Annotated in this window: 26 protein-coding genes; 17 read left to right on the top strand and 9 right to left on the bottom strand. The window is 63.1% G+C overall.

Annotation, left to right across the window (positions count from 1 at the left end):
* Both A3AC_RS0124340 and A3AC_RS0124335 read left to right on the top strand, forming a co-directional pair.
* Positions 1-456, top strand: a 456-nt coding sequence (locus A3AC_RS0124340) for a succinate dehydrogenase iron-sulfur subunit (RefSeq protein WP_025601975.1), incomplete at its 5' end; no start/stop codon positions are given.
* Positions 457-1,016: 560 nt separating this feature from the next.
* Complete coding sequence (locus A3AC_RS0124335; RefSeq protein ID WP_025602072.1) at positions 1,017-2,453, top strand: sialidase family protein; 1,437 nt, start codon at positions 1,017-1,019, stop codon at positions 2,451-2,453.
* Positions 2,454-2,532: 79 nt separating this feature from the next.
* On the opposite strand, the gene ppnP is transcribed toward A3AC_RS0124335, so the two are convergent.
* Both ppnP and A3AC_RS0124325 read right to left on the bottom strand, forming a co-directional pair.
* Positions 2,533-2,853 (bottom strand): pyrimidine/purine nucleoside phosphorylase, encoded by a 321-nt coding sequence (gene ppnP / locus A3AC_RS0124330; protein ID WP_025602071.1) that lies wholly within the window; start codon positions 2,851-2,853, stop codon positions 2,533-2,535.
* 169 nt (positions 2,854-3,022) lie between these two features.
* The gene (locus tag A3AC_RS0124325; protein ID WP_025602070.1) at positions 3,023-3,727 is read right to left on the bottom strand and encodes a hypothetical protein; all 705 of its coding nucleotides are present in this window, start codon (positions 3,725-3,727) and stop codon (positions 3,023-3,025) included.
* 232 nt (positions 3,728-3,959) lie between these two features.
* Here A3AC_RS0124325 and A3AC_RS0124320 point away from each other — a divergent pair, with 232 nt between their 5' ends.
* From A3AC_RS0124320 to A3AC_RS0124305, 4 genes are all read left to right on the top strand, one after another.
* Complete coding sequence (locus A3AC_RS0124320) at positions 3,960-4,421, top strand: GNAT family N-acetyltransferase (protein WP_025602069.1); 462 nt, start codon at positions 3,960-3,962, stop codon at positions 4,419-4,421.
* Between the two features lie 136 nt (positions 4,422-4,557).
* Positions 4,558-4,845 carry a hypothetical protein gene (locus tag A3AC_RS0124315; RefSeq protein ID WP_025602068.1) on the top strand — a complete coding sequence of 96 codons (288 nt, stop codon included), beginning with the start codon at positions 4,558-4,560 and terminating at the stop codon, positions 4,843-4,845.
* Positions 4,846-4,991: 146 nt separating this feature from the next.
* On the top strand, positions 4,992-6,710 hold the full coding sequence (locus A3AC_RS0124310) for an acid phosphatase (protein ID WP_025602067.1): 1,719 nt from the start codon (positions 4,992-4,994) through the stop codon (positions 6,708-6,710).
* 168 nt (positions 6,711-6,878) lie between these two features.
* On the top strand, positions 6,879-7,238 hold the full coding sequence (locus tag A3AC_RS0124305; RefSeq protein WP_025602066.1) for a DUF3564 domain-containing protein: 360 nt from the start codon (positions 6,879-6,881) through the stop codon (positions 7,236-7,238).
* 264 nt (positions 7,239-7,502) lie between these two features.
* Here A3AC_RS0124305 and A3AC_RS0124300 read toward each other — a convergent pair whose 3' ends face one another.
* Entirely contained in the window at positions 7,503-8,918 is a 1,416-nt protein-coding gene (locus A3AC_RS0124300; protein ID WP_025602065.1) for a DUF1254 domain-containing protein, read from the bottom strand.
* Positions 8,919-9,102: 184 nt separating this feature from the next.
* Between A3AC_RS0124300 and A3AC_RS0124295 the strand changes: the two genes are divergently transcribed.
* The 3 genes from A3AC_RS0124295 to A3AC_RS0124285 all read left to right on the top strand — a co-directional run bounded on the left by A3AC_RS0124295 (position 9,103) and on the right by A3AC_RS0124285 (position 10,714).
* Complete coding sequence (locus A3AC_RS0124295; protein WP_025602064.1) at positions 9,103-9,852, top strand: DNA/RNA non-specific endonuclease; 750 nt, start codon at positions 9,103-9,105, stop codon at positions 9,850-9,852.
* The gene (locus A3AC_RS0124290; protein WP_025602063.1) at positions 9,845-10,105 is read left to right on the top strand and encodes a hypothetical protein; all 261 of its coding nucleotides are present in this window, start codon (positions 9,845-9,847) and stop codon (positions 10,103-10,105) included. Before A3AC_RS0124295 ends, A3AC_RS0124290 begins: the two co-directional genes overlap by 8 nt.
* 219 nt (positions 10,106-10,324) lie before the next feature.
* Positions 10,325-10,714, top strand: a complete 390-nt coding sequence (locus A3AC_RS0124285; protein ID WP_025602062.1) for a hypothetical protein — start codon at positions 10,325-10,327, stop codon at positions 10,712-10,714.
* Between the two features lie 175 nt (positions 10,715-10,889).
* Here A3AC_RS0124285 and A3AC_RS0124280 read toward each other — a convergent pair whose 3' ends face one another.
* Positions 10,890-11,603 carry a Crp/Fnr family transcriptional regulator gene (locus A3AC_RS0124280; RefSeq protein WP_025602061.1) on the bottom strand — a complete coding sequence of 238 codons (714 nt, stop codon included), beginning with the start codon at positions 11,601-11,603 and terminating at the stop codon, positions 10,890-10,892.
* A gap of 90 nt (positions 11,604-11,693) precedes the next feature.
* Between A3AC_RS0124280 and A3AC_RS0124275 the strand changes: the two genes are divergently transcribed.
* Positions 11,694-12,233, top strand: coding sequence for an Mpo1 family 2-hydroxy fatty acid dioxygenase (locus A3AC_RS0124275; RefSeq protein WP_025602060.1), 540 nt, complete (start codon positions 11,694-11,696; stop codon positions 12,231-12,233).
* A 61-nt stretch (positions 12,234-12,294) separates the two neighbouring features.
* Here the strand turns inward: A3AC_RS0124275 and rarD are convergent, their stop codons facing one another.
* Positions 12,295-13,185 (bottom strand): EamA family transporter RarD, encoded by an 891-nt coding sequence (gene rarD, locus A3AC_RS0124270; protein WP_025602059.1) that lies wholly within the window; start codon positions 13,183-13,185, stop codon positions 12,295-12,297.
* A gap of 465 nt (positions 13,186-13,650) precedes the next feature.
* Between rarD and egtD the strand changes: the two genes are divergently transcribed.
* On the top strand, positions 13,651-14,631 hold the full coding sequence (gene egtD / locus A3AC_RS0124265; protein ID WP_025602058.1) for an L-histidine N(alpha)-methyltransferase: 981 nt from the start codon (positions 13,651-13,653) through the stop codon (positions 14,629-14,631).
* 235 nt (positions 14,632-14,866) lie between these two features.
* Here egtD and A3AC_RS0124260 read toward each other — a convergent pair whose 3' ends face one another.
* The gene (locus A3AC_RS0124260) at positions 14,867-15,160 is read right to left on the bottom strand and encodes an acylphosphatase (RefSeq protein ID WP_013591239.1); all 294 of its coding nucleotides are present in this window, start codon (positions 15,158-15,160) and stop codon (positions 14,867-14,869) included.
* Positions 15,161-15,351: 191 nt separating this feature from the next.
* Between A3AC_RS0124260 and hpnA the strand changes: the two genes are divergently transcribed.
* The gene (gene hpnA / locus A3AC_RS0124255) at positions 15,352-16,362 is read left to right on the top strand and encodes a hopanoid-associated sugar epimerase (protein ID WP_025602057.1); all 1,011 of its coding nucleotides are present in this window, start codon (positions 15,352-15,354) and stop codon (positions 16,360-16,362) included.
* A gap of 93 nt (positions 16,363-16,455) precedes the next feature.
* Entirely contained in the window at positions 16,456-17,016 is a 561-nt protein-coding gene (locus tag A3AC_RS0124250; protein WP_025602056.1) for a hypothetical protein, read from the top strand.
* A gap of 33 nt (positions 17,017-17,049) precedes the next feature.
* On the opposite strand, the gene A3AC_RS0124245 is transcribed toward A3AC_RS0124250, so the two are convergent.
* Positions 17,050-18,231, bottom strand: a complete 1,182-nt coding sequence (locus A3AC_RS0124245; protein WP_035475765.1) for a glycosyltransferase — start codon at positions 18,229-18,231, stop codon at positions 17,050-17,052.
* Positions 18,232-18,569: 338 nt separating this feature from the next.
* Between A3AC_RS0124245 and ispH the strand changes: the two genes are divergently transcribed.
* Complete coding sequence (ispH, locus tag A3AC_RS0124240) at positions 18,570-19,514, top strand: 4-hydroxy-3-methylbut-2-enyl diphosphate reductase (RefSeq protein WP_025602054.1); 945 nt, start codon at positions 18,570-18,572, stop codon at positions 19,512-19,514.
* A gap of 10 nt (positions 19,515-19,524) precedes the next feature.
* A complete protein-coding gene (gene hpnH, locus A3AC_RS0124235) occupies positions 19,525-20,679 on the top strand; it encodes an adenosyl-hopene transferase HpnH (RefSeq protein WP_025602053.1) in 1,155 nt (384 codons plus the stop codon).
* 166 nt (positions 20,680-20,845) lie between these two features.
* On the opposite strand, the gene A3AC_RS0124230 is transcribed toward hpnH, so the two are convergent.
* Complete coding sequence (locus tag A3AC_RS0124230) at positions 20,846-21,451, bottom strand: MlaC/ttg2D family ABC transporter substrate-binding protein (RefSeq protein ID WP_025602052.1); 606 nt, start codon at positions 21,449-21,451, stop codon at positions 20,846-20,848.
* Positions 21,452-21,765: 314 nt separating this feature from the next.
* Between A3AC_RS0124230 and A3AC_RS0124225 the strand changes: the two genes are divergently transcribed.
* Together A3AC_RS0124225 and A3AC_RS0124220 are read left to right on the top strand one after the other, a co-directional pair.
* The gene (locus A3AC_RS0124225; RefSeq protein ID WP_025602051.1) at positions 21,766-24,381 is read left to right on the top strand and encodes an MMPL family transporter; all 2,616 of its coding nucleotides are present in this window, start codon (positions 21,766-21,768) and stop codon (positions 24,379-24,381) included.
* Between the two features lie 2 nt (positions 24,382-24,383).
* Positions 24,384-25,418 carry an MlaA family lipoprotein gene (locus tag A3AC_RS0124220; RefSeq protein ID WP_025602050.1) on the top strand — a complete coding sequence of 345 codons (1,035 nt, stop codon included), beginning with the start codon at positions 24,384-24,386 and terminating at the stop codon, positions 25,416-25,418.
* A 112-nt stretch (positions 25,419-25,530) separates the two neighbouring features.
* On the opposite strand, the gene A3AC_RS0124215 is transcribed toward A3AC_RS0124220, so the two are convergent.
* On the bottom strand, positions 25,531-26,262 hold the full coding sequence (locus A3AC_RS0124215; RefSeq protein ID WP_025602049.1) for a phosphorylase: 732 nt from the start codon (positions 26,260-26,262) through the stop codon (positions 25,531-25,533).
* Between the last annotated feature and the right edge of the window lie 3 nt (positions 26,263-26,265).

Here is a 26,265-nt window from a genome sequence, read left to right as displayed (position 1 = left end):
CAGAAGATCGTGCTGCGTCCGCTGCCGGGGCTGCCGGTGGTGCGCGACCTGATCTGCGACTTCACGCAGTTCTTCAACCAGTACCACTCGATCAGGCCGTACCTGATCAACGACACGCCGCCGCCGGAGAAGGAGCGTCTGCAGTCGCCGGAAGAGCGCGACGAGCTCGACGGGCTGTACGAGTGCATCCTGTGCGCGAGCTGCTCGACGTCGTGCCCGAGCTTCTGGTGGAATCCGGACAAGTTCGTGGGCCCGGCGGGTCTGCTGCAGGCGTACCGCTTCATCGCGGACAGCCGCGATCAGGCGACCGGCGAGCGGCTCGATAACCTGGAAGACCCGTACCGGCTGTTCCGCTGCCACACCATCATGAACTGCGTCGACGTCTGCCCGAAGGGCTTGAACCCGACCAAGGCGATCGGCAAGATCAAGGAATTGATGGTGCGCCGCACGGTCTGACGAGCATCATCGCTGCATTGGCTGGAGCCTCGTTCTGAGGCTCCAGCACCTCCACCTCTTCTACAAGATGTTCCCGAGCTCTGGGACACGTCCCCGCTCCGGTTCTCCTTCGCATCACGGCGACATACGCTCCACGCGATTTTCTGATTCGCTTAATTAGTCGCTGCGCGCTGCGATATCTCACGACGTGATCCAATCCGGATAGCCGCGTCCGCTGCCGCAAAGACATTGGCGGCATGTCGAGCCACAGCGCATCGCCCGTTACAAAAAATTTCCCGCCGATGCATTTGGTAAGACCTAAATTGCATTGGCATCCCTGCTGCCGGTCATAACCGGCAGCACGATGGAAGTCGTAGCCGACGCGCTGGCGGTCTCCAGCGCTCGCGGCCTGCAATGGTTGAAGCGGTAGTGAGTCTGGCGAGTAAAAGATGCTGAACAAGAAGCGCCGATGCTGTCGTTATGACTCATGCAAGCAGGCGCAATCTCCCCACGTCGCTTAGCAACCGCCAGCGTGCTATCGGTCTGCCCGTCACAGGCCGCCTATGGAGGAGGAATCTTCTATGTCCTGCAACAAGCATGGTGTACTTCTATTCGGCATCCCGCTCGCCATTGCATTGACGGCCAGCACCACGGGGTGGGCCGCGCCGGTTCTGGCGTCGGGTCCGAGTCCGTTTGCCAGTTGCAACATCGGCGGGCCTGGCACCATCTATGTGAATGCCGAGGTCGAGCCCTGGCTCGCCGTGAATCCGGCTAATCCTTCCAACCTGATTGCCGTGTGGCAGCAGGACCGCTGGTCGAACGGCGGCGCTCACGGTCTGGTGTCGGCCGCTTCCTTCGACGGCGGCCAAACGTGGAAAGAAACTCCGCAGCCATTCAGCATGTGCGCCAGTGGTCTGCCGTACGAACGGGCGTCCGACCCGTGGGTCTCCATTGGACCGGACGGCACCGCATACTCCGTGTCGATCTCGTTTAACCAGTCGAACAACAACAACGCCGTCGGCGCCGCGGTGTCGAAGGACGGAGGTCAAACGTGGGACAACTTGCGTGTGCTCATCGCGGATAACGAACCGTCGTTGCAGTTCTTCAACGATAAAGAGTCGGTAACGGCGAATCCGGTTCGCGCAGGTGTCGCCTATGCAGTCTGGGACCGGCTCGAATTGCCGAACGGTAATCCGTATGCGAACCTGCACACGGCTGCTTTCCGCGGACCGTCGATGTTCTCGAAGACAGTTGACGGCGGCCTCACATGGAGCACGCCGTCAGTCATCGTGACGGTGCCGTCGCGGCAGCAGACCATCGGCAATCAGATCGTGGTCAACTCGCAGAACGGAACGCTCTACAACTTCTTCGACCTGATTAGTCCACCGTTCTCAAAAGCGGCGGGCAAGGTGGCGTTCATCAAATCCACCGATGACGGCCTCACGTGGACCAAGCCACAAATCGTCTCCGGTCTGCAGACCGTCTCGGTCACTGACCCCAACACGGGCGAACCGGTGCGTACGGGAGACATCATTCCCGAGCCCGCAATCGATCCGGCGACGGGCCAGCTCTACGTCGTCTGGCAGGATTCGCGTTTCAACGGCGGCCAGTACGATGAGATTGCGCTGTCTACTTCGACGGACGGCGGCAAGACCTGGAGCGCGCCAGTGCGCGTGAACACGCCTTCTGGAAAGCCCGCGTTCAACCCAAGCGTTCGCGTCAACTCCGCGGGAACGGTCGCCGTTACCTACTATGATTTTCGCGCGCTCGAAGCCGGCAATACGTCGACGCTGCCGACCGACTATTGGCAGACCACCTCGACGGACGGCGGCAAGACTTTTGGCGCAGAGCTGCATGTGGCCGGCCCGTTCGATCTGAAGACCGCGCCGAATGCGGAGGGCTTTTTCGTCGGCGACTATCAGGGGCTGGATGCGCGGGGCACGGCGTTCGTGCCGCTGTTCGTGCAGACCAACTCGGGTAACACGGCCAATCGTACGGACGTGTTTGCTGCGCCGTAGTGCCTGAAGATCGCGCTGGCGCTTCTGCCTGGACGCCTGGAGCTCTCAGGGCGTTCAGGCAAGGCACGCTTAAAGGCTCTTACAGATAGCTGCAGACGTAGTCGAGCGTTTCGATCACGTCGATGTCGAAGCGGCTCTTGCCGGGCACCGAAAACGACTCGCCCGCGCTGTAGGTTTTCCACTCGTCGCTGCCTTCCAGGCGGATGCGGCATTGGCCCGCCTGCACTTCCATGAGTTCGGGTGCGTCGGTGCCGAAATTGAGCGTGCCTGGGAGGATCACGCCTAGCGTCTTGCGGCTGCCGTCCGCGAACAGAACGGTGTGCGAGACGCACTTGCCGTCGAAGTAGACGTTCGCGCGTTTGATAACGGAGACCTGATCGAATTGCGTTGCAGCCGTCATGGCGGTGTTCCTGTGAGAGTCGTCGTGAAAAGATGCATGGGCGCCGCCTCGCGGCGGCCCTGCTGTATGCGATCTGCGCCGACTGTTTGTGCGAGCTTGCAGTCAGGCGCGAACCCGCCATCATACAGGCGAGCGCGGCCGTGGCACGGCACGGGCGCGGCGCTGATTTTCACTCGGCCCGCAGCCAGCGGCCAGAATACGGACACGTGGTCACCGCTTCGCCATTCAGCAACAGCTGCTCGGCATCCGCTTGCGAACTCGGCCAAGGAGCAACGTCGAAGTCGATGTTGAGCGCGCGAGCCACATACGTGTTTTCGATGGGAAGCTCCCACGTCAGGAATATCTGCACACACTCGCGATTCAACGTGAAGTCGTCCGCATTGAAACCGCTGCTGTCGCGCCGGATCACGCCGTGAGGCTGGCCGGTGTCGAATATCACGGCCGTGCCGCGCTTTAATGGAATGCGCTCGCCCGTAGATGCGAAATGCAGGTCGAAGCCCTGGTCCTCGGTGAGAAAGAGGTTGCAGAAGGCCGCGCCGCCATACTGCGCTGCGTCGTGGTGATACCTCGCGCCACGGCAGGCCATCAAGGCTACGTCGCTCGAGACGAGTACCTCGGGCAGTCCGACCGAGCCTGTCCAGTCCGACATTGCCTCTACGCAGCGCGTGTAATCCGACCAACGCACGCGGGTTCGCGCGAAAGGCATCACCTCGACATCGCCGGCTTCGAGGTTCATTCGCGACGACGTTTCTCTGTCCCAATCCATCAGCACACGCTGCGAAGGCATGGGTATGTCAACGACGCTCGACAGCACGACGTCGCTCACGCGCCGGCTGCGGATGGCCTCGCCGCTGGAGTAACAGGAGATCAGCATGTCTGGCGCTCGCGACCGTTCTGGACCGTTTGGAGGACGAAAGATCCGCCATTGTAGTCATTGCACGCGACGCGCAGCATAGGCGCTGCGACACGAGGCAGCGCTCGTATGGGTGCTCGGTGCTGCGCCACGCATGCATGGTTCCAAACTTGAGCCGCTCTGTGGAGCTAACAATAGCGAGGCAATTTTCTTATGCTGACGGTTTGCCTGCCGACATAACAAGGAGCCGCGCATGCCCGATACGATTCAGATCCGCCCTGTCAAACACGCTGATTTCGACGCATGGCTGCCGCTATGGGACGCCTACAACGCGTTCTACGGCCGCTCCGGCGAAACCGCTTTGCCGCCAGAAATCACACAGCTGACATGGGGCCGCTTTTTCGACGTTTATGAGCCGATGCACGCGATGATCGCCGAACGCGACGGCCAGTTGCTGGGCATCGTCCATTTTCTGTATCACCGTCACACGACGCTCGCGGGTCCGATCTGCTATTTGCAGGACCTCTACACGCTGGAGGCCGAGCGCGGCAAGGGCGTGGGCCGCGCGCTGATCGAAGCGGTGTATGCGCGCGCCAAAGCGGATGGCTCGCAGCGAGTCTACTGGCAGACGCATGAGACGAACCACACCGCGATGAAGCTGTATGACACGGTGGCGGATAAGTCCGGCTTTGTGGTTTATCGGAAGCAGGTTTGAGGCGGGGTCTTTGAGCGCGATGAGGGAGCTGCGGGAGCGCCGTAACGCCCCCGCAGTGCTATGCTTTGATCCGGTCCGCTGCGCGAGGTCTCGCTGCCACGCCTTCGTTCCGCTCAAGCGTCCGGAGGCCACGCTCATGTCCAATGCCGTGCAGATCCAGGTTGCCGATTCGCATCTCTACCCCGGATGCGCCGTGCATATCGCGCACTTGCCGGAACCTGCGCGAGCGGCGGCCGCCACCGTTGAATTCGCCGACGGCTCCGGCGCCAACGCGACCTGCCATGTGCGGGCGCATGACGAACTCGAACTGACCGTCGACGGTTACGCAACGCAACAGCGCCACCCTGTCAACACCAGGCACTGGCTGCTGCTTGCCGTCGATGCAACGCACAACAGTTGGCGGGTCAAGCGGCGCCTGCCTTAGCTGCGCAAAGGCCGCATTGCATCCGGCAGCAAGCCGGTGCATTCTTCGGCCGGTACTCCCAGCAAAATCCCTTAGCTTCCGCCGGCGTCTTGCGCGCCGCCTCGAGCCGCATTTGACGCTCGCCACGACCACTTCGGAACCGATTGATGACAGACCACGATCCCTCCCTGCCGCCCGATCCCGACCGCGCCGACAGCGCCAATAACGCCGCCAACGCCGCGGACGATCCCCACAACCCCGAGCGCCGCCGTGTGCTGACGGGCCTGGCGGCAGTCGGCCTGGGACTCGCACTGAGCGGCTGCAAGACCGACGATCTCGCAAGCGGCGGGGCGCCGCGCAGCGCTGCGGACGCGCGGCTCGACGCCGCGCTGCGCGATCAGGTCAAACAGATCGTGGTGATCTACGCCGAAAATCGCAGTTTCGCGAACCTGTACGGCAATTTTCCAGGCATCCAGCATCCGCTGGATTCAGTGAGCGCCGAGCGCTATATGCAACTGGACCGCGACGGCAAGACACCGCTGCCGCGCTTGCCGGCAATCTGGGGCGGCCTCGTGCCGCAGGCGCAGGAAGTGGACGGCAAGCGCTACATGATCGGACAGAAGGACATCGGCAACCTGCGCAACGGGCCTTTCCATCTAACCGACGCGCACGGCGCGCCGCTTCCCACCGGCGTCATTACACGCGACCTCGTGCATCGTTTCTATCAGAACCAGATGCAGATCAACGCGGGCCGCAACAACCAGTTCGCCGCGTGGAGCGATTCGGGCGGGCTCGTCATGGGCCATTACCGCAATTCCGCCGATACGCTCAAGCTCTGGAGCCTCGCGCAGCAATACACGCTGTGCGATAACTTCTTCATGGCCGCATTCGGCGGCTCGTGGCTGAATCACATCTTTCTGATTTCGGCGCAGGCGCCCTTCTATCCAGACATTCACAACAGCCCGGCGAAAAAGCTGGTGTCCGTGGTGGAAGGCGACGATCGCACCGGCGCCCGCCTGAAGCTCGCACCGGACTCGCCGGCGTCGGCGCTCGACGGCCCGCCGAAGTTCGTCAACGACGGCGCCTTCACCGCCGACGGCTACGCCGTCAACACCATGGCGCCGCCCTATCAGCCGAGCAATGTGCGCCCGGCCGAAGGCGGCAACCCTGCATTCGCGGATGCGTCCAATCCGCGCGTGCTGCCGCCGCAAAACTACGCGACGATCGGCGACCGTCTCACGGACAAAGGTGTCGACTGGGCCTGGTACAGCGGCGCGTGGCAGTACGCGCTGGAGCATCAGGACACGGGCGCGGTGCCCGACTTCCAGTACCACCATCAGCCGTTCAACTACTTCGCCAACTACGCACCGGGCACGGCCGCGCGGCGCAAGTATCTGCGCGACGCCGGTCTTGGAGAAGACGCTTCGACCAACCGTCTGATTGCCGACATCGACGCGGGACGCCTGCCGGCTGTCACCTTCTACAAGCCGCAGGGCAATCTGAACATGCATGCGGGCTACGCAGACGTCGAATCTGGCGACCGGCACATCTCAAGCGTGATCGAGCATATTCAGCGCGGCCCGCAGTGGGCCAATACCGTGGTGATCGTCACCGTGGACGAAAACGGCGGCTGGTGGGATCCGGTCGCGCCGCCGCTGGGCGACCGCTGGGGTCCGGGCTCGCGCATTCCGGCGCTGGTCATTTCACCGCTCGCCAAAAAGGGCTACGTGGATCACACCGTGTACGACACGAACTCGATTCTTCGCCTGATCAGCCGTGTGCACGGACTCGCGCCGCTTCCCGGCGTGGTGGCGCGCGACCGCGCGTTCGCCAGCAACGGTCTCGTTCCGCTCGGGGATTTGACGGCGCCGCTGGACCTCGCGTGAGGCTCGCGGAGAACGCGACAAAAACGCGCCGGCCAGCGGCGCGTTCGCAATACCGGCGTGCGGTTTCGCGTGAATTCCCTGGCGCGAAAAGTCATACCTTGGCCTTGAATAACCGACGCCGCGACATAGACTGATAAGGCAATTCTTCGCACTTCGCACGGAACTGATATGCGCCTGACTATCCTTATTAACGGTTCCGATCCCACCGTCAGTCATGACTACGCTGTCTTGTGGCTCGACACCGACGAACACCGGTGGTCGAGAGAAGCGCACCAAGGGATCGACCTGCCTCCATGGGGCGAATTACGCGACGAAAACGGCGTGACGACACTGTGCGGGCCCAGTAACGAAGCGCCGCTTTGTACACTGCGCGGCCTGCATGTGGATCGCAAACAGCGCGTCAGTGCGGCGCAAGGCGACGCCGCCTGGACCGCGCTGCGCAACCATGCGCCGACCAATGGTTTCTGGCGTTTGCAAGCGGTCGATCGTCAAAACGTCCACGCGGAAAACAGCGTGTTCGGCAATTAATTCCCGCCTTTTTCTCGCTCGGTCGAAATTTCCACGCGTGGCGATTGGCCCGCGTGGGAGCTTTTTGTCCGGGCATGTGCTTCCGGTTTTCATGCGCGCGAGCGTGCGCACGTTACTCGCCCGCACTCAACGGATTCCCTCAGCGCACACCTTTAAGCCGGTCTTAAGTTTGCGTGCGTAGAGTCGGAAATCCACGCATTCGGGTCGCTGCAAGGCGGCCCATTTTTTTGCCTCGAGAAACCGGCTCCCCTATCGCTCGTCACGTCAGGACGCGGCGACTTTCTCGACGTCCGGCAGTTGCCATTGCTTGTCGAACAGCGCCTTGGTCGGTGCATAGAGGCGGAACATCAACTCGAACTGACGCGCCGGATCGGTGGGCACCCAGTTGCTTTCCTTGCCGGCAGGCGCGCTAGGGCCGAAATAGACATCGACGGAGCCGTCCGCGTTTTTCTGCAGATCGGGAATTCGCGAGGAACGGCTCGCGCGCGGCATGTTGCGGATCAGCGCATGCGTGTGACGGTCGTACGCGGTGACGGACCAGAACTGCTGCACAGGCGCATTCGGCGGCACCCTCAAGCGATAGGTCTGGCTACCGTCGAACGACTGCCCGTCTTTGTCCTTGATGGAGATGAGATACATCTGACCCACGCCGAGCCGTTTGATGCCGATGTAGCCGTAGGTGTAGGTGAGGCCGCGGGCGTCCACGGGATATGTGTTGACATCGGCAAACCCGTTTTCCTGCGCCTTGATGACCTCGAGGGGTCCAGCGTAAGTCCAGCGGCTCCGCGGTGAGAAAAACGGCGGCATGCCCGCGTCGTATTTTGCTTCCAGCCACTGCCCGGCTTCGCGCGCTGCCTTGTCGAGTTGTGCTTTGATCGCGTCGCCCGGAGCAAATGGTTTGCCCTTTTCTATTCCCAGCGATTTCAGTTGATCGATCATGATGCGGTCGCGCGGCAACCAGGGCTCGGTTTGCACGATCCGGTCCACATTGTTGAAGATGCTCGCGTCGTAACGAATCGTGGAATCGAAGACCACGTCTTTGGCATCCGTGAACACAGTGGCAGACGGGTGCGCCGCCTGCGCGAGCGGGTAGACCTTGACCGTTCTGCCGTAAGCGACGGCGCTGTCGACATCAGCCTGTTCATGACTGGCGAGATTGGCGCGGATCAGCGCAAAGCCGCCGAACGTATCGGAATGGAGGGCAATGTAGCCTGCCGGCACCTTCCCCTGGTAGCCCGGCGGCAACAGCAGATACTTTCCGCCTGCGCCTTTGTCGGCGCCTAACAGGCCGGCGTCTTCAAGCGGCATCTGCCACACATTGACGATGTTGCCGTTCAGCGAATCGCGTCCTTTCGCCCTCGGCACGTCGAGCACGATGGGGCCTTCTTTGGTGTTGAAAAACACCATGAAGTAGATCACGTCAGGATTCGGCGTGAGCGACTGGTTGTGCCAGTCGAGCGGGCGTCCCCAGTAGATCACCTGGTTTTCCCTGGCGGCGGTCTTGCTCAGCATCTCCTGGCGCATCAGATCGTAGTTGACTGCGGGCATGGCCCATATCACTGCCTCCATTGCCCGGGCTTCACTCAGGCGGCTATCGGCGCTGCTGGAGGCAGGCGACTGACCGAACGCGGGCAAGGCAAGCAAAGCCGTGCAGCAGCACGCGATAAGCAGTCTAAGCATTGTTGTTGTCTCCACATTGATACGACACGGCACACGAAAGTGCGAGAAGCGGCTCATTAAAAATGACGTCCGCATGTTCGCGCATTGTTGTATGACTAATCGACGAATTGCAACGTGCGAGGTGTTCACCGATGCTGAACATCAACGCTATACTTTGCGCCCCTCCTCGCCCCACGTTTGACACATGAAGAAGTGGCTCCTTTGTCTGCTCGCTGCATTTGCTGCTCACGCCAGCGCTGCGCCTTCCTGCAACCAGTTCACGCCCAATGCGCAATGGCCGGTTCTGATCAATCAGAAGATGGCGCCGAAAACGCGCATGCTGTGCTATAGCGATTTCGCCGTCATGCATTCCGGCATCACGCACGGTCCGTTGTGGTCTGCCGAACATTTGACGCGCGACCATATCGAAGCCGCGAAGGACATGGTGCGCACCAACAGGTTTTTCGAAGACGCGCGTTTGCCCGAGGGCGAAGGCGCGACGCTCGCAGACTACAAGCGCAGCGGTTTCGATCGCGGGCATATGAGTCCTGCGGGCAATCGCTGGAATGCGCAAGCGATGGCACAATCGTTTTCGCTCGCCAATGTCGTGCCGCAGAATCGCGAGAACAATCAGCGCTTGTGGGCGCGCATCGAAACGTCGGTGCGTAGAATGGCGGTGGCGTATGACGACACGTACGTCGTCACCGGCCCGATGTTCAGCGGCCAGCAATTGCAGACTATCGGACCCACGCGCGTATTCGTGCCGACGCAATTGTTCAAGGCGGTATACGTGCCTGCGCGGCAACTGGCGTTCGCGGTCGTGGTCGACAATGTGTCGACGAACCGCTACGAAATCAGGACGATTCACGAACTCGAGGCAGCCTCGGGCATCCGCTTTCCGGGCATTCCGGAGAACCTCAAAGATCAGCGACCGGGAGGACTCAAAGGTGTTTAAACCCTATTCGAACGATGACGATGTGCTGAACATCCAGGGCGACGCGATGACCGTAAGCAACGGCACGACGCGCGTCGTACTCAACGGCACGCTCGAACTCACGCAGGATCAGCGCGGGCTGAAGGCCGCGCTCGCACTGAAGCAAGCCGTGGATGCCGTCGTGGCCGCGTTGCAGGCGCACCCTGCACTGCCCGCAAGGGTGAAAGACGAGCCCGACGAAAAACCGGGCGTCGCACAAAACCCGTTTCAGTGATGCAGTGATGTTCAAAGATCGTTAGACCGTTGCCAGAGCAGAACGCGGAAAGCGTATTCAGCACCCCGATATGTTTCTGCGGCTGCGATGCAGTTACGTTTTGTCACCAGAGCATCGTCAACTGCTGTCTTCCGGGCTGCGTTAAACCGGCAGCGCTGAACGAATCAGCGCACAGGAATCCACTCACACGGATCCACCGGTTAAACAAGGAGTCAAACCATGAAGACGCTTTTCGCCGCTCTCGCTTCCGCTCTGCTCGTGTCGACTGCTTTCGCCCAAACGGCCGCACCGGCACCGTCGCAATCCGCGCAGCCCGCACAAACGCAGCCCGCCGGCCAGGCGAATCTGAAGGCAAGCACCGCCGTGCAAACAGGGGCGTCGGACAACAGCGCGGCCACGGCCAACGCGCCTGCTCAAGCGAGTGATAAAGCGGCTGCGAAATCGCATGTGAAAACGTCTTCGAAGCACGTCGCAAAGAAGCATAAAACCGTGAAGAAGACTCCGGCCGATTCCAGCGCAGCGAAAACGAAAACGGACGCCACGCAACAGACCAGCAATGCGCCGGTGAACGCCGACGGCGCAAAGACCGGCACGGCCAAAACGCAATAACACGTGTACGGTTCCGGCGCGCACCGGCCACGCGGGCATTAGAAGTCAGAAACAGATAATCGAAGCCGGGCCAAGCCGTTCAGGGAGGGCGAGTCGTATGACTCGCCTTTTTTTATGCGTGCTTCAGTGCAAAAAAAGCGTGGCAACAAGTGTGCTGACAACGCTGCGCGCGCTGTTAACTAGAACTCGCTTGCAACTGCGCGAACTCTGCAAGCCTGCGCGCATCGACTATTTCTATTTCCGCGTAGCCAAGCCTTAACGCGCCCTGCGTTTCAAACTGCTTTAGCACCTGGTTGATGGTCTGCCGCGACAGCGCCAGCATCATCGCGAGATCTTCCTGCGGCACGTTGATGACGCGCCGCATGGCGCCCGCCTCGCCATATCCGCCCGCCATCAGCAGCAGCCTACGTGCTATGCGTTGTGCAGCCGGCAGCAACGCGGCTTCTTCTATCGCGTCAAAGGCGAGACGCAGCTTTTGCGTGAGCAGCAAGCCGAACGTGTGCCAATAGGCCGGCGTGCGTTCGAGCAGCGCGCCTAGTGCGGCGCGCGGTACATGAAACAGTTCGGTGTCGCGTTCGGCATACACGTCGTGCGTTCGCGGACGATTGTCAAACAGCGCGATTTCGCCGAACCAGTTCACCGGCTCGATCACGGCGAGCAGCGCTTCCTTGCCGCTCACGCTCGCGGCGCCGATTCGCATCAGGCCTCCGAGCACGCAATAAAGGCCGTCGTCGGAATCGCCGCGCGTGAAAAGACGCTCGCCGGCAGCAAGGCGCTTTATCCGCCCCGCGTCCGCCAATTGCGCCTGCAATGCGGCCGGCGCCGCGCGGAACCACGCGCTGCCGGCGAGCCGCGCGGCCAGCTCGGTCGAAAGAAGACTTGCTGTCATTGAGTCGCGCCTGTGCCGATTGTCGGCTACCCGATGGTTTCAAATTCCGATCGCCGCGATTATGCTGGCTTTGACCGAGGAGCGGCATCCATGAGAACGCTGACGCAGCAGCTTACGCAGTATGCGGCTTACCATCGCGACCGGCGCAATATCGCCACGCATTTCATCGGCATTCCGCTGATCGTGCTGGCGCTGGCGGTTCTGCTGAGCCGTCCAGGTTTCGCGCTCGCCGCGCCGCCATTGATGCTGTCGCCGGCGTGGCTGTTGTTCATCGCGGCCACGCTCTACTACCTCGTGCTCGATGTGCCGCTCGGTTCGATCATGGCCGCGGTGTCGGCGCTGTGCCTCGCATTCGGCCAGTGGATCGCGGCGCAGTCCACGTTAGTGTGGCTTGCAACGGGCCTGGGGCTCTTCGTCATCGGCTGGGTGTTTCAGTTTATCGGCCACGTTGCATACGAACATCGCAAACCGGCTTTCGTGGACGATGTGATCGGCCTTCTGATCGGGCCACTCTTCGTATTGGCCGAGGCGTTGTTCGGCATCGGCTGGCGGCCCGCATTGCGTGAGGCGATAGAGCGCGAGGCAGGGCCGGCGCGCATCAACGAGGACAACGCCGCCGCGCACAGATAAAGCGCGCGGCCTCGGACCGCGCAGCTCATGTCGCGTCACCCGGTTGCATCATCCGGTTGCGTCACCCGAAACGCACGAAGCGCAAGCTGTGCAGCGCTGTCAGTGCGACTGCGATCCAGATCGGTACGTACGTCGCCAATTGCGCGGCGCTCAACGTTTCGCCGAGCAGCGTGACCGACACCAGCACGAGCAAGACGGGTTCGACGTAGCCGAGAATGCCAAACAACGCGACCGGCAGCAGGCGGCTCGCAGTCAGATACGAAGCCAGTGCCAGCGTGCTCAACGCGCCAAGGCCCGGCAAGAGCAGCAGCCACATGTCGAGGCGTCCGGAAATAAGCGGCAGCGATCCGCCGCTCGCGACGAACGCCACGGCGGCAGGCAGCAGCAGGATCATTTCGACGGTGAAGACCGCGAGCGAATCGAATTGAATTTTGCGCCGCAACACGAAGTAAGGTGGATACCCGAGCGCGACCAGCAATGTCGGCCAGGAGAACGCGCCTGTCACCCAGAATTCATGGACGACGCCTACGGCCGCGCAGACCACTGCTGCCCACTGCAACGGGTCGAGGCGCTCACGATAGTAAAAGCGCCCAACCAGCACCATCGCGAGCGGCAGCAGGAAATAACCGAGCGACACCTCGAGCATGCGCCCATGCAGCGGCGCCCAAAGAAAGACCCACAACTGCATGCCGAGCAACGCGGCGGCCGCAATCGTCGCGACGCCGAGCGCGGACTGCGTCACCATTCGGTAAACAAGCTGCCGCAGAATCGGCATGCGTTTGCGCAACGCGACTAGCAACAGCGCGCCTGGCACAGTCCACATAATGCGCCAGGCAAAGATGTCCAGACCGCTGAGCGGCGCGAGCAGTGTCGCATACGCCGAGAGCAACGCGAACATCGCGGACGCCCCAACCGACAAGGCAATGCCGCGCCTCGGCGAATACTCGTTCATGGTGCGGCCCGCTGCGCGGTCTGGCGGCGCCCCGATATGGTTGTTGTCATTGAGATGAAGGTCGTGAGCCGCGCATATCCGCGGCGTCTTGTCGTTTTATCTGAGGATGCAAGCCGCGCATTCTAGCCGGATTGCCGACGCGGCATGCGCACGCGTTGGTGCGGCTGCATCTGCGCTGCGCCAGAGCTGCATTACGGCGGCGGCAAATTAATCCTGCACATCTCGCGTCGATGAACTAGAACATAACTTCACGCGCGCGAGACAAGCCGCGCGTCTTAACCGGCAACGCAGCACTCCGCGGCTCAAGCGCGAATCTTGCTTCGGAATCTGCCGCAGCGTTTGCAACATCAACAAGCCGGGCCGGCATTGCCGGACCCGCTTCCTTTGCGGCACGCAACGATCTGTATCGAGCGTGCCGGCGTCCGGACACCCATCCCGCTCACCGAAGTGACTACTGGAGCCAGCATGACCCAGCCAGCCCTCTCGCACGACGCATCGCCCGACCTACGCTCAGCTTTCGCCGCCGACGTCCGCGCCGGCCTCACGCATACGCCGCAGAAAGAGCTGCCCTCCAAGTATCTGTACGACGAAGTCGGCTCTGCGTTGTTCGAAGTGATCACCGTGCTGCCCGAATATGGCGTGACGCGGGCCGAAGAGCGGCTGCTCGCGAAGCACGCGGTCGACATCGTCGAGCATCTGCCGCACGATGTGACGGTCGCCGAACTCGGCAGCGGCAGTGGCCGGAAAACCCGGCGCATTCTCGAAGCACTGTGTAAAAAGCGCCCCACTTCTTACTGCCCGATTGAAATTTCGCGCACCGCGTTGCAGTTGTGCAGGCGCGAGCTGGGCGACATCGAGCGCATTTCGATTGTGGGTTACGAGCGCGACTATCTGGCCGGTCTCGCGGAAGTCAGCAAGAAGCGCGCAGACGGCGAGCGGTTACTGGTACTTTTCCTTGGCAGTACGATCGGCAATTTCGGCAGACTCGCAGCCACGCGTTTTCTGCGCGATATCCGCAACATGCTCGCGCCCGGCGATGCGCTGCTGCTCGGCACCGACCTCATCAAGCCGACGCCGGTCCTGATCGCCGCTTACGACGACGCGATCGGCGTGACGGCATCGTTCAATCTGAACCTGCTTGCGCGCATCAATCGCGAACTGGGCGGCGATTTTCCGCTCGACGCGTTCGAGCACGTCGCGCGCTTCAATCCGGACGCGCGCAGCATCGAGATGCATTTGCGTGCGAAGCGCGACATCACCGTACATGTGGCTGCCGCGAAACTGACCGTATCGCTGCAAGCGGGTGAGACGATCTGGACCGAGAGCAGCCACAAATATCGCGCGGACGAAATGCCCGCCATCGCTGACGACGCGGGCTTCGCGTGCAGTCACCAGTGGGTGGAAAGCGAGTGGGGATTCGCGGAAAGCCTGTTGGTGGCGCGCTGAGCGTCGGAGGCTTTCTTGGAGCCGGACGGTCTTGGCGCGGCGGTTTTCGAGTCGGCGGCGCGAAGGAGCGGCGCGAAGGGGCGTCAGGGCGTCAGGGCGTCAGCGGCGCGCCGACGCCCAAGTCACGCGGCGCTTCCTGACGTCACACGTGCCGCCATTGAGTCTCAACAAAACTCAACGCGGTCTTGCCGAGCGTCTGACGACGAGCTTTCGGTTCACCGCGCTCGCGCACCGCTCAATGCTGCTCGAAACGCTCGTAGCGCTTTTCGGTCGCGCGCTCTTCGCCGGTCACCTCGGTCACGCGCGCAGCCGGCGGGCCGTGCCGCAGCCACGACAGCATCCGGTCTACCTGATTGGCCGCGCCCTGCAACACGGCTTCGACGGAGCCGTCGTCGAGATTCGCCACCCATCCCTTGATGCCGAGCGCGTGCGCCTGGCGCACGGTCGCGTGACGAAAGCCGACGCCCTGCACGGTGCCGCGCACGCGCACGTAATACGTTTCGATCCGCTCATCCAGATCCGGGGCCATGCCGTTCTCTCCTCGCAATCTTTCAAGCCGGCATTCTAGTCGGGTCGCGGCGAGCCTGCATGGCGACCTCTGGCGTTGTCGCCCGCGCGGCGCTTGATGGACCGCGGCATCGGCCATATCGCGCGATCCCCGACATCGGCCCCGCGCGCCACGTACAATCCCCCGACTGTCACGCAGGAAACGGAAACAGAATGACCGAACAGAATCGCGATCTCGTGCTCGTGACCGGCGCATCCGGCTTCGTCGGCTCGTCGGTCGCGCGCATCGCGCAACAGAAGGGCTTCAAGGTGCGGGTGCTGGTGCGCGCCACCAGTCCACGGCAAAACGTCGAGTCGCTCGACGCGGAAATCGTCGTGGGCGATATGCGCGACGAAGCGTCAATGCGCAACGCGCTGCGCGGCGTGCGCTATCTGCTGCACGTCGCCGCGGATTACCGGCTGTGGGCGCCGGACCCGAGCGAGATCGAGCGCTCGAATCTCGAAGGCACCGAGGCGACCATGCGCGCCGCGTTGAAGGAAGGCGTCGAACGGATCGTGTACACCAGCAGCGTGGCCACGCTCAAGGTCACGAGTTCGGGCAGCTCGGCCGATGAGACATCGCCGCTGAAGGCCGATCAGGCTATCGGCGTGTACAAGCGCAGCAAAGTGCTGGCCGAGCGCGCCGTGGAGCGCATGATTGCGGAGGACGGCTTGCCGGCCGTCATCGTCAATCCGTCCACGCCGATTGGCCCGCGCGACGTCAAGCCGACGCCGACGGGGCGCATCATCGTCGAGGCAGCGCTCGGCAAGATTCCCGCGTTCGTCGATACCGGCCTGAATCTCGTGCATGTAGACGACGTCGCGGCCGGGCACTTTCTCGCGCTGGAGCGCGGCAAGATCGGCGAACGCTATATTCTCGGCGGCGAAAATCTGCCGCTGCAGCAGATGCTTGCGGACATCGCGGCGCTCACCGGCCGCAAGGCGCCCACCGTCAGCTTGCCGCGTTGGCCGCTTTACCCTGTTGCGATGGGCGCGGAAGCGGTCGCCAGGTTCACGAAGCGCGAACCGTTCGTCACCGTCGACGGTCTGAAGATGTCGAAGAACAAGATGTACTTCAGTTCCGCGAAGGCCGAGCGCGAACTGGGCTACCGGGCGCGTCCGTACCGCGAGGGTTTGAGCGATGCGCTCGAATGGTTCCGGCACGCGGGCTATGTGCAGCCTTAGCGCACGCATTTTGTTACAACGTCGCTGTGATTGCGAAAGGTAAAAGCCTACGCGCAGCAGTTAAAATCGTGGGTCTTACCAGAGAAACCTCGCATGAATCTTCACGAACAGCTCGGCGCGCTGGAAGTGGGCGTCGATCAGCTCATTCAGGCTGTCGTGGCCCCGCAGGCCCAGAACATCCCCGAGACACGCAACGAAAGCACTCCGCAACAGGCGGCGGCGGAACACGCTGCTGCCGCGGTAGGAAACGCGCTAGCGGCTGAAGATGAGGCCGCAGCCAGCGAAGCCACGGGCAATGAAGCCGCGGCAAAGCCCGCTGAACCCGCGGCTCTGCCCACGCTCGAAATCAATCGCCCCGCGCAGAACGAAATCACCATGACGATCGGCGGTCAGACCGTCGCGCTGCGGCCGGAGCAGATTGGCCAACTGATCGAAGAACTTTCGAACGCGCGCGCCTCCATGACGCCGGAACCGCCGCCGGGCATTCCGCCGGGCTGGCGTTTCGTGTCGACTAAAAATCCGGTCATGGCCGTGCAGAAGCAGTCGAACGGCGACCGTCTGCTGGTCATGCGCCATACGGGTCACGGCTGGGTGCCGTTCACTTTCTCGCCGGATATGGTGATTCAGCTTTATATGATGCTCACCAAGGGCTAAACGAGAAACGGCGCAAATTGCGCCGTTTTTTCGTCAACGTTCCTGCACAGGCGCCTGAACCCGCGCCTTCCACTGCCCGCCCTTGCCTCGCCAATACCGCACCGCCGACGCGAAAGTCGCGCCCACATAAAACAGCGCGACGAGCGGCAGAAACGGCGCCCACAGCGGCGAGCGGCGGTAATAGCTCAGCATTGGCGCATAGGCGCAGCACATGGCCGCCCAGGCCAGCCATGCAGGCCAGCCCGTCGGGCCGAGCACCAGCGCGGCGACCGGCGGCACGAGGTAGATAACGGTCATGCCGGCGAGCGTGCCCGCAAGCAGCATCGGCGAATAATGCAGTTGCGTGAATGCCGTGCGCGCAATCATGTTCCAGATTTCGCGCCAGTTGTCGTAAGGACGCAGCGACACGCTGCGCGCCGCCACATCGAGCCGGATTGCATGCCGCCCAGTACCGCGATGCTTGATGCGCGCCGCGAGACTGCAGTCGTCGATCAGTTCGGCGCGGATCGATTCGATCCCGCCCGCTTCCTCCAGCGCGCTGCGGCGCACGAGCATGCAGCCGCCGGCCGCAGCCGCCGTCCGGTTGCGCGGATCATTGACCCACGCGAACGGATACAGCTTGGCGAAGAAGAACACGAAGGCCGGGATCAGCGCCTTTTCCCAGAACGAGTCGCAGCGCAGGCGCACCATCAGCGAGACGAGATCGCGATTTTCTGCGTCGGCGCGGGCAACGAGCTGCGTGACGGCGTCCGACGGATGGCCAATATCGGCGTCCGTCAGCAACAGAAAGTCGGCTGGCAAGCCCAGCGTGCGCACTGCGTCGATGCCTTGCGACTGCGCCCACACCTTGCCGGACCATCCGGGCGGCAGCGGCTTCGCGCTCAGCACGGTCAAGCGGTCGGGGCACTGCAGCTGCAATGCGGCGGCGCGGGCCGCGTCGGCGGTGCCGTCCGTGCTGTGGTCGTCGACCACGATCACGTGGAAGTCGCCGCGATAGTCCTGCTCGAGCAGCGACGTGACGGCTTGCGCGATCACATCGACTTCATTGCGGGCAGGCACGACCGCAGCCACCGCGGGCCACGCGGCGCGCGGGGCGAGCGCAAGCGGCGCGGCCGGCCGCGCGCGCCAGAAACCGCCGCGCGCGAACAGCAGCACCGCCCAGATCAGCAAGGACAAACAGGAGAGAAAAAACAGAATTACCGGCACCAAGCCCATTAATCGTCACCTCTGTTTCCGGCAAGCGCCGGAATTATTTTCGACGCGGGCGCGAAGCGCTCCGCGGGACGCCGTAGTTTAAGGGTTCCGCCAAAGCGGTGCAGCGTGCAATTATTGCCGCACCAATTGCCGGCGCGTCCGCCACTAGTGCCGCGTCCGCCCAACACTGCGGCGGCCCCGCCAAAGCAAAGCTGGCCCGATAGCGTTAGAATGCGCGTTTGGTTTTCCTTACCGGCACGTCGCCGGAGCTCAAGACGTTAATTAATTAGATCGTCGCGGCGATAAAGTCAGAATTTCCGGCTTCCTCGAAACCCGCGTCAGTCGGAGTCCGCCAACTTATGCGAGTCATCCTTGCCCAACCCCGCGGTTTTTGCGCGGGCGTTGTTCGTGCAATCGAGATTGTCGATCGGGCGCTGCAGCAGCACGGCGCGCCCGTGTACGTGCGCCACGAAATTGTCCACAATCGTCACGTGGTCGACAATCTGCGCCAGAAAGGCGCGCGTTTCGTCGAGGAACTCGATGAAGTGCCGCACGGCGCCGTAGCGATTTTCAGCGCGCATGGCGTCGCTCAAACGGTCGAGCGCGACGCGCAAGCCCGCGGGCTCGACGTGCTCGACGCGACCTGCCCGCTCGTCACCAAAGTACACGTGCAGGGCCGCCAGTACGTGGCCGCCGGGCGCACGCTGATCCTGATCGGCCACGCCGGGCATCCGGAAGTGGAAGGCACGATCGGCCAGATTCCAGGCAAAGTGCTGCTGGTGCAAAGCGAAGCCGAGGTCGAGCATCTGAACCTGCCGGTCGACACGCCGCTCGCCTATGTCACGCAGACCACGCTTTCCGTGGACGACACCCGTGGCATTATCGACGCGCTGCTGCGTCGCTTCACCGACATCGTCGGGCCGGATACGCGCGACATCTGCTATGCGACGCAAAACCGCCAGGCCGCGGTGCGCGAGTTGAGCAAGCAGGTCGATGTGCTGCTGGTGGTCGGCGCAACCAATAGTTCGAACTCGAACCGGCTGCGCGAAATTGGCAGCGAAAGCGGCGTGGCGAGCTATCTCGTCGCCGACGGTTCGGAAGTGAAGCCTGAATGGTTTGCGAATGCGCAGACCATCGGCATCACGGCGGGTGCCTCGGCGCCCGAAGAAATGGTCAAAAACGTAATCGATGCGCTGAGCGCAATGGGGCCCGTCGACGTCACGACGATGGCGGGCCGTGAAGAGAAAGTCGAATTCAAGTTGCCATCGAAACTGATGCAACCACTCGCCGCGCGCGAAGTTTAAGGAGGACGTCTTGTCTATTCCGCTGCTACAGAAAGTCCGGGTCGGCGCATACATCATGCGTCAGCACTTGTCCGGCAACAAACGCTACCCACTCGCACTGATGCTGGAGCCGCTGTTCCGCTGCAATCTCGCCTGCAATGGCTGCGGCAAGATCGACTATCCGGACCCCATCCTGAATCAGCGTCTGTCGCTGGAAGAATGCCTTGGCGCCGTCGACGAATGCGGCGCGCCGGTGGTCTCCATTGCAGGCGGCGAGCCGCTCCTGCACAAGGAAATGCCGCAGATCGTCAAAGGCATCATCGCGCGCAAGAAGTTCGTGTACCTGTGCACGAATGCGCTGCTGATGGAAAAGAAGATGGACGACTACGAGCCGAATCCGTACTTCGTCTGGTCGGTCCACCTGGATGGCGATCAGCAGATGCACGACCATTCGGTGTCGCAAGACGGCGTGTACGACAAGGCCGTCGCCGCCATCAAGGAAGCGAAGCGCCGCGGCTTCCGCGTGAACATCAATTGCACGCTGTTCAACGACGCGGTGCCGGAGCGCGTGGCCGCCTTCTTCGACACGGTCGGGCCGATGGGCGTGGACGGCATCACCGTCTCGCCGGGCTATGCGTATGAGCGTGCGCCGGACCAGCAGCACTTCCTGAACCGTGACAAGACCAAGCATCTGTTCCGCGAGATCTTCAAGCGCGGCAACAACGGCAAGAACTGGTCGTTCAGCCAGTCGGCCATGTTCCTCGACTTCCTCGCCGGCAACCAGACGTACGAATGCACGCCGTGGGGCAACCCGGCGCGCACGGTGTTTGGCTGGCAGAAGCCGTGCTATCTGGTCGGCGAAGGTTACGTGAAGACCTTCAAGGAACTGATGGAAACCACGGACTGGGACAAGTACGGCACCGGCAACTACGAAAAGTGCGCCGACTGCATGGTTCATTGCGGCTTCGAAGCCACGGCCGTGATGGATACGGTCGCGCATCCGCTGAAGGCACTGAAGGTCAGCATGCGCGGCCCGAAGACCACCGGCGCTTTCGCCAAGGACATCCCGCTGGACAAACAGCGCCCGGCTGAATACGTGTTCTCGCGCCACGTCGAGATCAAGCTGGAAGAGATCAAGGTGGCGGGCAAGGGCAACAAGGTGCAAACCGCTACGGCTGCGCACTAAGCGTTCAGGCGACGCGGCCTGCGTCTACGTGGGGCCGCGTCAGCCGCTTGTTGATTCGCGCTGCATGATGCAAAAAAAGCGCGGTGGCTTTACAGGCCGCCGCGCTTTTTTCTTGCGCATTTCGTTTGAAGCGCGGAAGGCTTACGCACACGCCTCCCGCTTTAGATCACCCCGCGCTGCGCGCGTTATGCGCGGTCAGGAACTTGATCAGGCCGTCGACCCCGCCCTTCGACAGTTGATCGGCGAATTGCGTCTGATACACCTGGATCAGCCACGCGCCCATCATGTTGATGTCGTAGATCTTCCAGCCGGACGGTCCCTTGGTGAGCCGGTAGTCGATGGCGTCGTCGCCGCCATTGCTGATTACATGCGACTGCACCACGACGTCTTTCGCGCCGCCGGGCACATTGGCCGGCAAGAACTTGAACTTCACGTCCTGGTCGCGCAACTGCGAAAGCGACGAAGCATAAGTGCGCACGAGCAGTAGCGTGAACTGGTCGTAAAGCTGCTTCTGCTGTTCGGGAGTCGCTGTGCTCCACGCCTTGCCGACTGCGATACGCGTGGTGCGTTGAAAGTCCGTTGCCGGCACGAAGCGCGTCTCGACCAGTTGCGTGATCTTCGACATGTCGCCGCCGCGGGCCTGCGGATCGGCCTTCATTGCCGAAACCGTGCCTTCCACAGCACTTTTTACCACCGCGTCGGGCGCGCTTTGCGCAAACGCAGCCGTTGACACTACAGCCGCGGCCAGAAAAGCAGACAGATAACGTTTCATACGCTCAGGGAACCTGAAAAGAGTGTGCACCACCGGCTAACAATCACGGGGCAACCAGGAAGCAAGCCGAAGGTGAAAGCTGGATAGACCAGTATACCGACATTGCGTTCCCGCCCCACTGCGCCGGTCCATGCACCCGCGGGTCCGGGAGCCGCATTTGCTACGGCGATGGTCCGCCCCGCATCCTCAGCGCGCCGTTGCAAGTGCGCGCCGCCAGCACGCATTGCTGCCGAATGCGGTCCGGATCGCTCCGGCTCTGTATACTTGTGCACTTTCGTCAAAATGCCACCCGTGATAAGGCCAGCTCCGCCTACATGCTGAAGTCATCTATCGTTCGCCTCGTCGCCTATTCGGTGCGTCATCCGTTGCGGATCATCGCACTGTCGATCGTGCTCGCCGTTCTGAGCGTGATCTATGTCGCGCATCACTTCAAGATCAACACGGACATCAGCCGTCTCATCGAAACGGACAAGGAATGGTCCACGCTTGAGCATGCGATGGACCAGGCTTTCCCCGACCGCGGCGAGACTGTGCTGGTGGTCGTCGAGGCACGCGCGCCCGAGTTCGCCGACGCCGCCGCGAATGCGCTGACAGCCGCCCTCAAGGCCGAGCCCAAGGAATTCGTCGCGGTCTCGCAGCCCGCCGGCGGGCCGTTCTTCGAACACAACGGCCTGCTGTTTCCGTCGACGGAAGAAGTCATGTCCACCACGTCGCAGCTCGTGCAGTCGCGGCCGCTCGTGAACACGCTCGCGCACGACCCGAGCCTCACAGGACTTGCCGGCACGCTCACCACGAGCCTTTTGCTGCCGCTGCAGATCGGTCAGGTGAAGCTCTCCGACATGAGCCGGCTGTTGTCGCAAAGCGCGAACACGCTCGATCTGGTGCTGGCCGGTAAGCCCGCCGCTTTCTCGTGGCGCGCGCTCGTGGACAAGAGCGCGTCCACCAATCCGGCGCGCGCGTTCGTGGTCGTGCAGCCCGTCGTGAACTACGACGCGCTCGAGCCGGGCGCGGCGGCGTCGCAGCGCATCCGCGACACGGCCGCTTCGCTGCATCTTGATTCTCGCTACGGCGCAACTGTTCGATTGACTGGTGAACAGCCGCTCGCCGACGAAGAATTCGCGTCGGTCAAGGACGGCGCGGTGCTCAACGGCATCGGCACCTTCATCGTCGTGCTGGTGATCCTGTGGCTTGCGCTGCGCTCGGGCCGCATGATCGCGGCAGTGTTCATCACGCTGTTCGTGGGGCTGGCGATTACGGCGGCCCTCGGCCTCATGATGGTCGGCGCGTTGAACATGATCTCGGTCGCGTTCATGGTGCTGTTCGTCGGGCTCGGCGTCGACTTCGGCGTGCAGTTCGGCGTCAAGTATCGCGAGGAACGCAATCGCGACGACCGTCTGTCCGCTGCACTCGCCCATACCGCGCACAGTATCGGCGTGCCGTTGACGCTCGCCGCGGTCGCGGTCGCGCTGAGCTTCTTTTCGTTTCTGCCGACGGCGTATCGCGGCGTATCCGAGCTCGGCGAGATAGCCGGCGTCGGCATGTTCGTCGCATATCTGACCAACATGACGCTGCTGCCGGCCTTGCTGAAGCTCTTCAATCCGCCGGGCGAACCAGCCTCGCCGGGCTTCAAGCAGCTTGCTCCCGTCGACGACTTCCTGGCCCGCCACCGCAAGCCCGTGCTGATCGGCACGTTGATCGTGGTGATCGGTGCCACGCCGCTGCTTACGCGCCTGCACTTCGACTTCAACCCGCTGCATCTGAAAGATCCGCATACGGAGTCGATGGCCACGCTGCTCTCGCTCAAGGACTCGCCCGAGGCCGCGGTGAACAACGTGCACGCGCTCGCGCCCTCGCTTGCCGACGCGGACCGCATGGCCGAGCGCTTGCGCGCGTTGCCCGAAGTCGGCCGGGTCACGACCCTCGACACCTTTGTTCCGCAGCAGCAGCAACAGAAGATGATGCTGATCGCGAGCGCCGCGCAGCAACTGCTGCCCGCGCTGCAACAGCAGCCCGCACCGCAGGCCACGGACGCAGTGCGCGTCGCGGCGCTCAAGCGCGCGTCGAACCAGCTTTCGCTCGCCGCCGAGGATCACCCAGGACCAGGCGCCGCCGAAGCGAAGCACCTGTCAGTCACGCTGCAAAAGCTCGCCGCCGCCGACGCCGCCACGCGCGACCGCGCGGAAACCGCGATGTCCGAGCCGCTGCGCATCGCGCTCAAGCAACTCGAAAACCTGCTGCAGCCCACCGAAATCACACGCGACAATCTGCCGAAGGAAATCTCAAAGGGCTGGATCTCGAAGGACGGCCGGGCGCTCGTGGACATCGCGCCGAAGGTCAAGCCCGGCGCCGATCCAAACGACGACGTCGCGCTCGCACGCTTCGCGCATGCCGTGAAGAAGGCCGAGCCGGGCGCCATTGGCGGGCCGATCTCGATTCTTCATTCCGCAGAGACCATCATCAAGGCGTTCCTGCAGGCCGCCTGCTGGTCGCTGCTGTCCATCGCGATCCTGCTGTGGGTCGCGCTGCGGCGCCTCGGCGACATGTTGCGCACGCTGGTTCCGCTGCTGGTGTCGGCGCTCGTCACGCTGGAATTGTGCGTGGTTTTCGGCATGCCGCTGAACTTCGCGAATATCATCGCATTGCCGCTGATGCTCGGCGTCGGCGTGGCCTTCAAGATCTACTTCGTGATGGCGTGGCGCAATGGACAAACCGGCCTGTTGCAGTCGAGCCTGACGCACGCCGTGCTGTTCAGCGCGGCGACCACGGCGACGGCATTCGGCAGCCTGTGGCTATCGCATCATCCGGGGACGTCCAGCATGGGCCGCCTGCTGGCGCTATCGCTCTTTTGCACGCTCATTGGCGCAGTGGTTTTCCAACCGGTGCTGATGGGCACGCCGCGCCCACGTCGCGCGAAGTACAAGGGAATATAAGCATGAAACTGCGTACCACTGCGCTGGCGCTTGCCGCCACCGGCCTGATATCCGGCTGCGCGACCGGTCCCGACCGCAAACCCGGCGACCCGCTGGAGCCGATGAACCGGGCGGTGTTCAACTTCAACGACAACCTCGACCGCTACGTCGCGGTGCCCGTTGCAAAGGGCTATCAAAAGGTGACGCCGCAGCCGCTGCGCACAGCCGTGAGCAACTTTTTCTCGAATCTCGGCGACCTCAGCAACGCCGCGAACGCGCTACTGCAACTCAAGATTACCGACGCAACCGAGGACATCGTCCGCTTCGCGTTTAACTCGACCTTTGGTCTGGGCGGCCTGCTCGATTGGGCAACGCCTGCCGGCTTGCCGAAGCATCATCAGGATTTCGGGCTGACGCTTGGGCATTGGGGCATTCCGTCGGGGCCGTATCTCGTGCTGCCGCTTTTCGGCCCGAGCACCGTGCGTGACAGCATGGGGCTGGTGGTGGACGTCAAGTTCAATCCGTTGAACTACATGGAGCCCGCAGTGCGTAATCCGCTGTACGTGCTGCAGTTCGTGAGCGTGCGCTCGGATCTGCTCGGCGCGACGGATCTTCTGCAACAGGCGGCGTTGGACAAGTACTCGTTCGTGCGCGATGCCTATACGCAGCAACGGCGGGCGCGTCTGCGCGGCACGGGCGACAACGCGGCGCCGCTTCCGGAATACGACGATCAGGGCGACTCGGGTGCCGTGCCCTCTCCGGCTAAGGGCGCCGCGGCAGGCGCGCCGGCGGCGCTGCCGAATTACGCGGACCCGGGCGATACGGCTGAGACGCCGAATGCGGCGTCTGGAGCCGCCCCAGGAGCGCCGGCGGGCGTGCCCAACTACACGGATCCCGAAGAGGCGCCGGCAAGCGGTGCGGCGGGCTCCGTGCCGAGCGGGTCGACGGCGGCGCCAGCTGCGCCGGCTGCCGCCTCAGCATCGGGCACGGCGACGCCAGGTCCTCGGCCCGCGCCTGCCGGGACCGAACAACCCGCTTCAGTGCCGGCAGCGCAATGACACCGGTCCAGAACTGCACGCTGAAAGGCGTGCGCAGACAACGGTGAAGAGCTGACCCGGCGTTTGGCAAGCGTGTGCTGCAAGCAAGCGCAGACGACGGGATCTGAAGGCGTCAGGCGACGCGCATATCCAGCGCCCGCGCAGCGCCGAGCGCCTGCCGCGCTTGCACGAGCGAAAGACGCGCCGCGCGAGCGTCGACGGCCACCTGGATCAACGCGCCTATCTGCGACGGCTGCCGCAGCAATTCACGCAGAATCGGCGCGAGCGCGGTGCTGCCGTCGTCGCGCAGTCCGGCGGTCGCGGCGGACGGCAACGTGCGCCACGCCGGATCCACGATCGCGCGGCACACGGCGAACGGCAAGCCGCGCGCCGCGGCCATCGCGCCGGCCAGATGCGACTCCATATCCACAGCCAGGGCGCCCGTCGAACGATGGAGCGCACGCTTGTCGTCAGCGGACATGAGCGGGGCGGCGACTGCGGCCATTGGCCCGCGTTGCAGGCGCGACGCAAGCGATCCTTGCGTGAGCGCGGCGGCGAGCCGGTCGGCCCAGGCCGCATCGGTCGAAATGCGGCCGAACGGACCGGCGACCGCATCGGCAACGATCAGCGCGCCCGGCTCCAGATCCGGCGCGAGACCGCCCGCCGTCCCAAAGCTGACGATGCCCGAGCAGCCGCGCACCACCGCCGCGCTCAGCGCACGTTCCAGCAGATCGGCCCGCGCGGCATAGACCACCTCGACGCCTTCGCCGCGCGCGATGCGCGCCTCGAAGGCCATGCCCGTCACGACAATCACCGGCGGATTGCCGGAGCCGGCATCCGCGGACGGCGCGGTTGAACGCAACATCCG

The organism is Burkholderia sp. WSM2230, assembly GCF_000472445.1.
Taxonomy (GTDB): Bacteria; Pseudomonadota; Gammaproteobacteria; order Burkholderiales; family Burkholderiaceae; genus Paraburkholderia.
The sequence above is the reverse complement of the archived record's forward strand: the minus strand, read 5'-3'. Positions and strand labels throughout refer to the sequence as shown.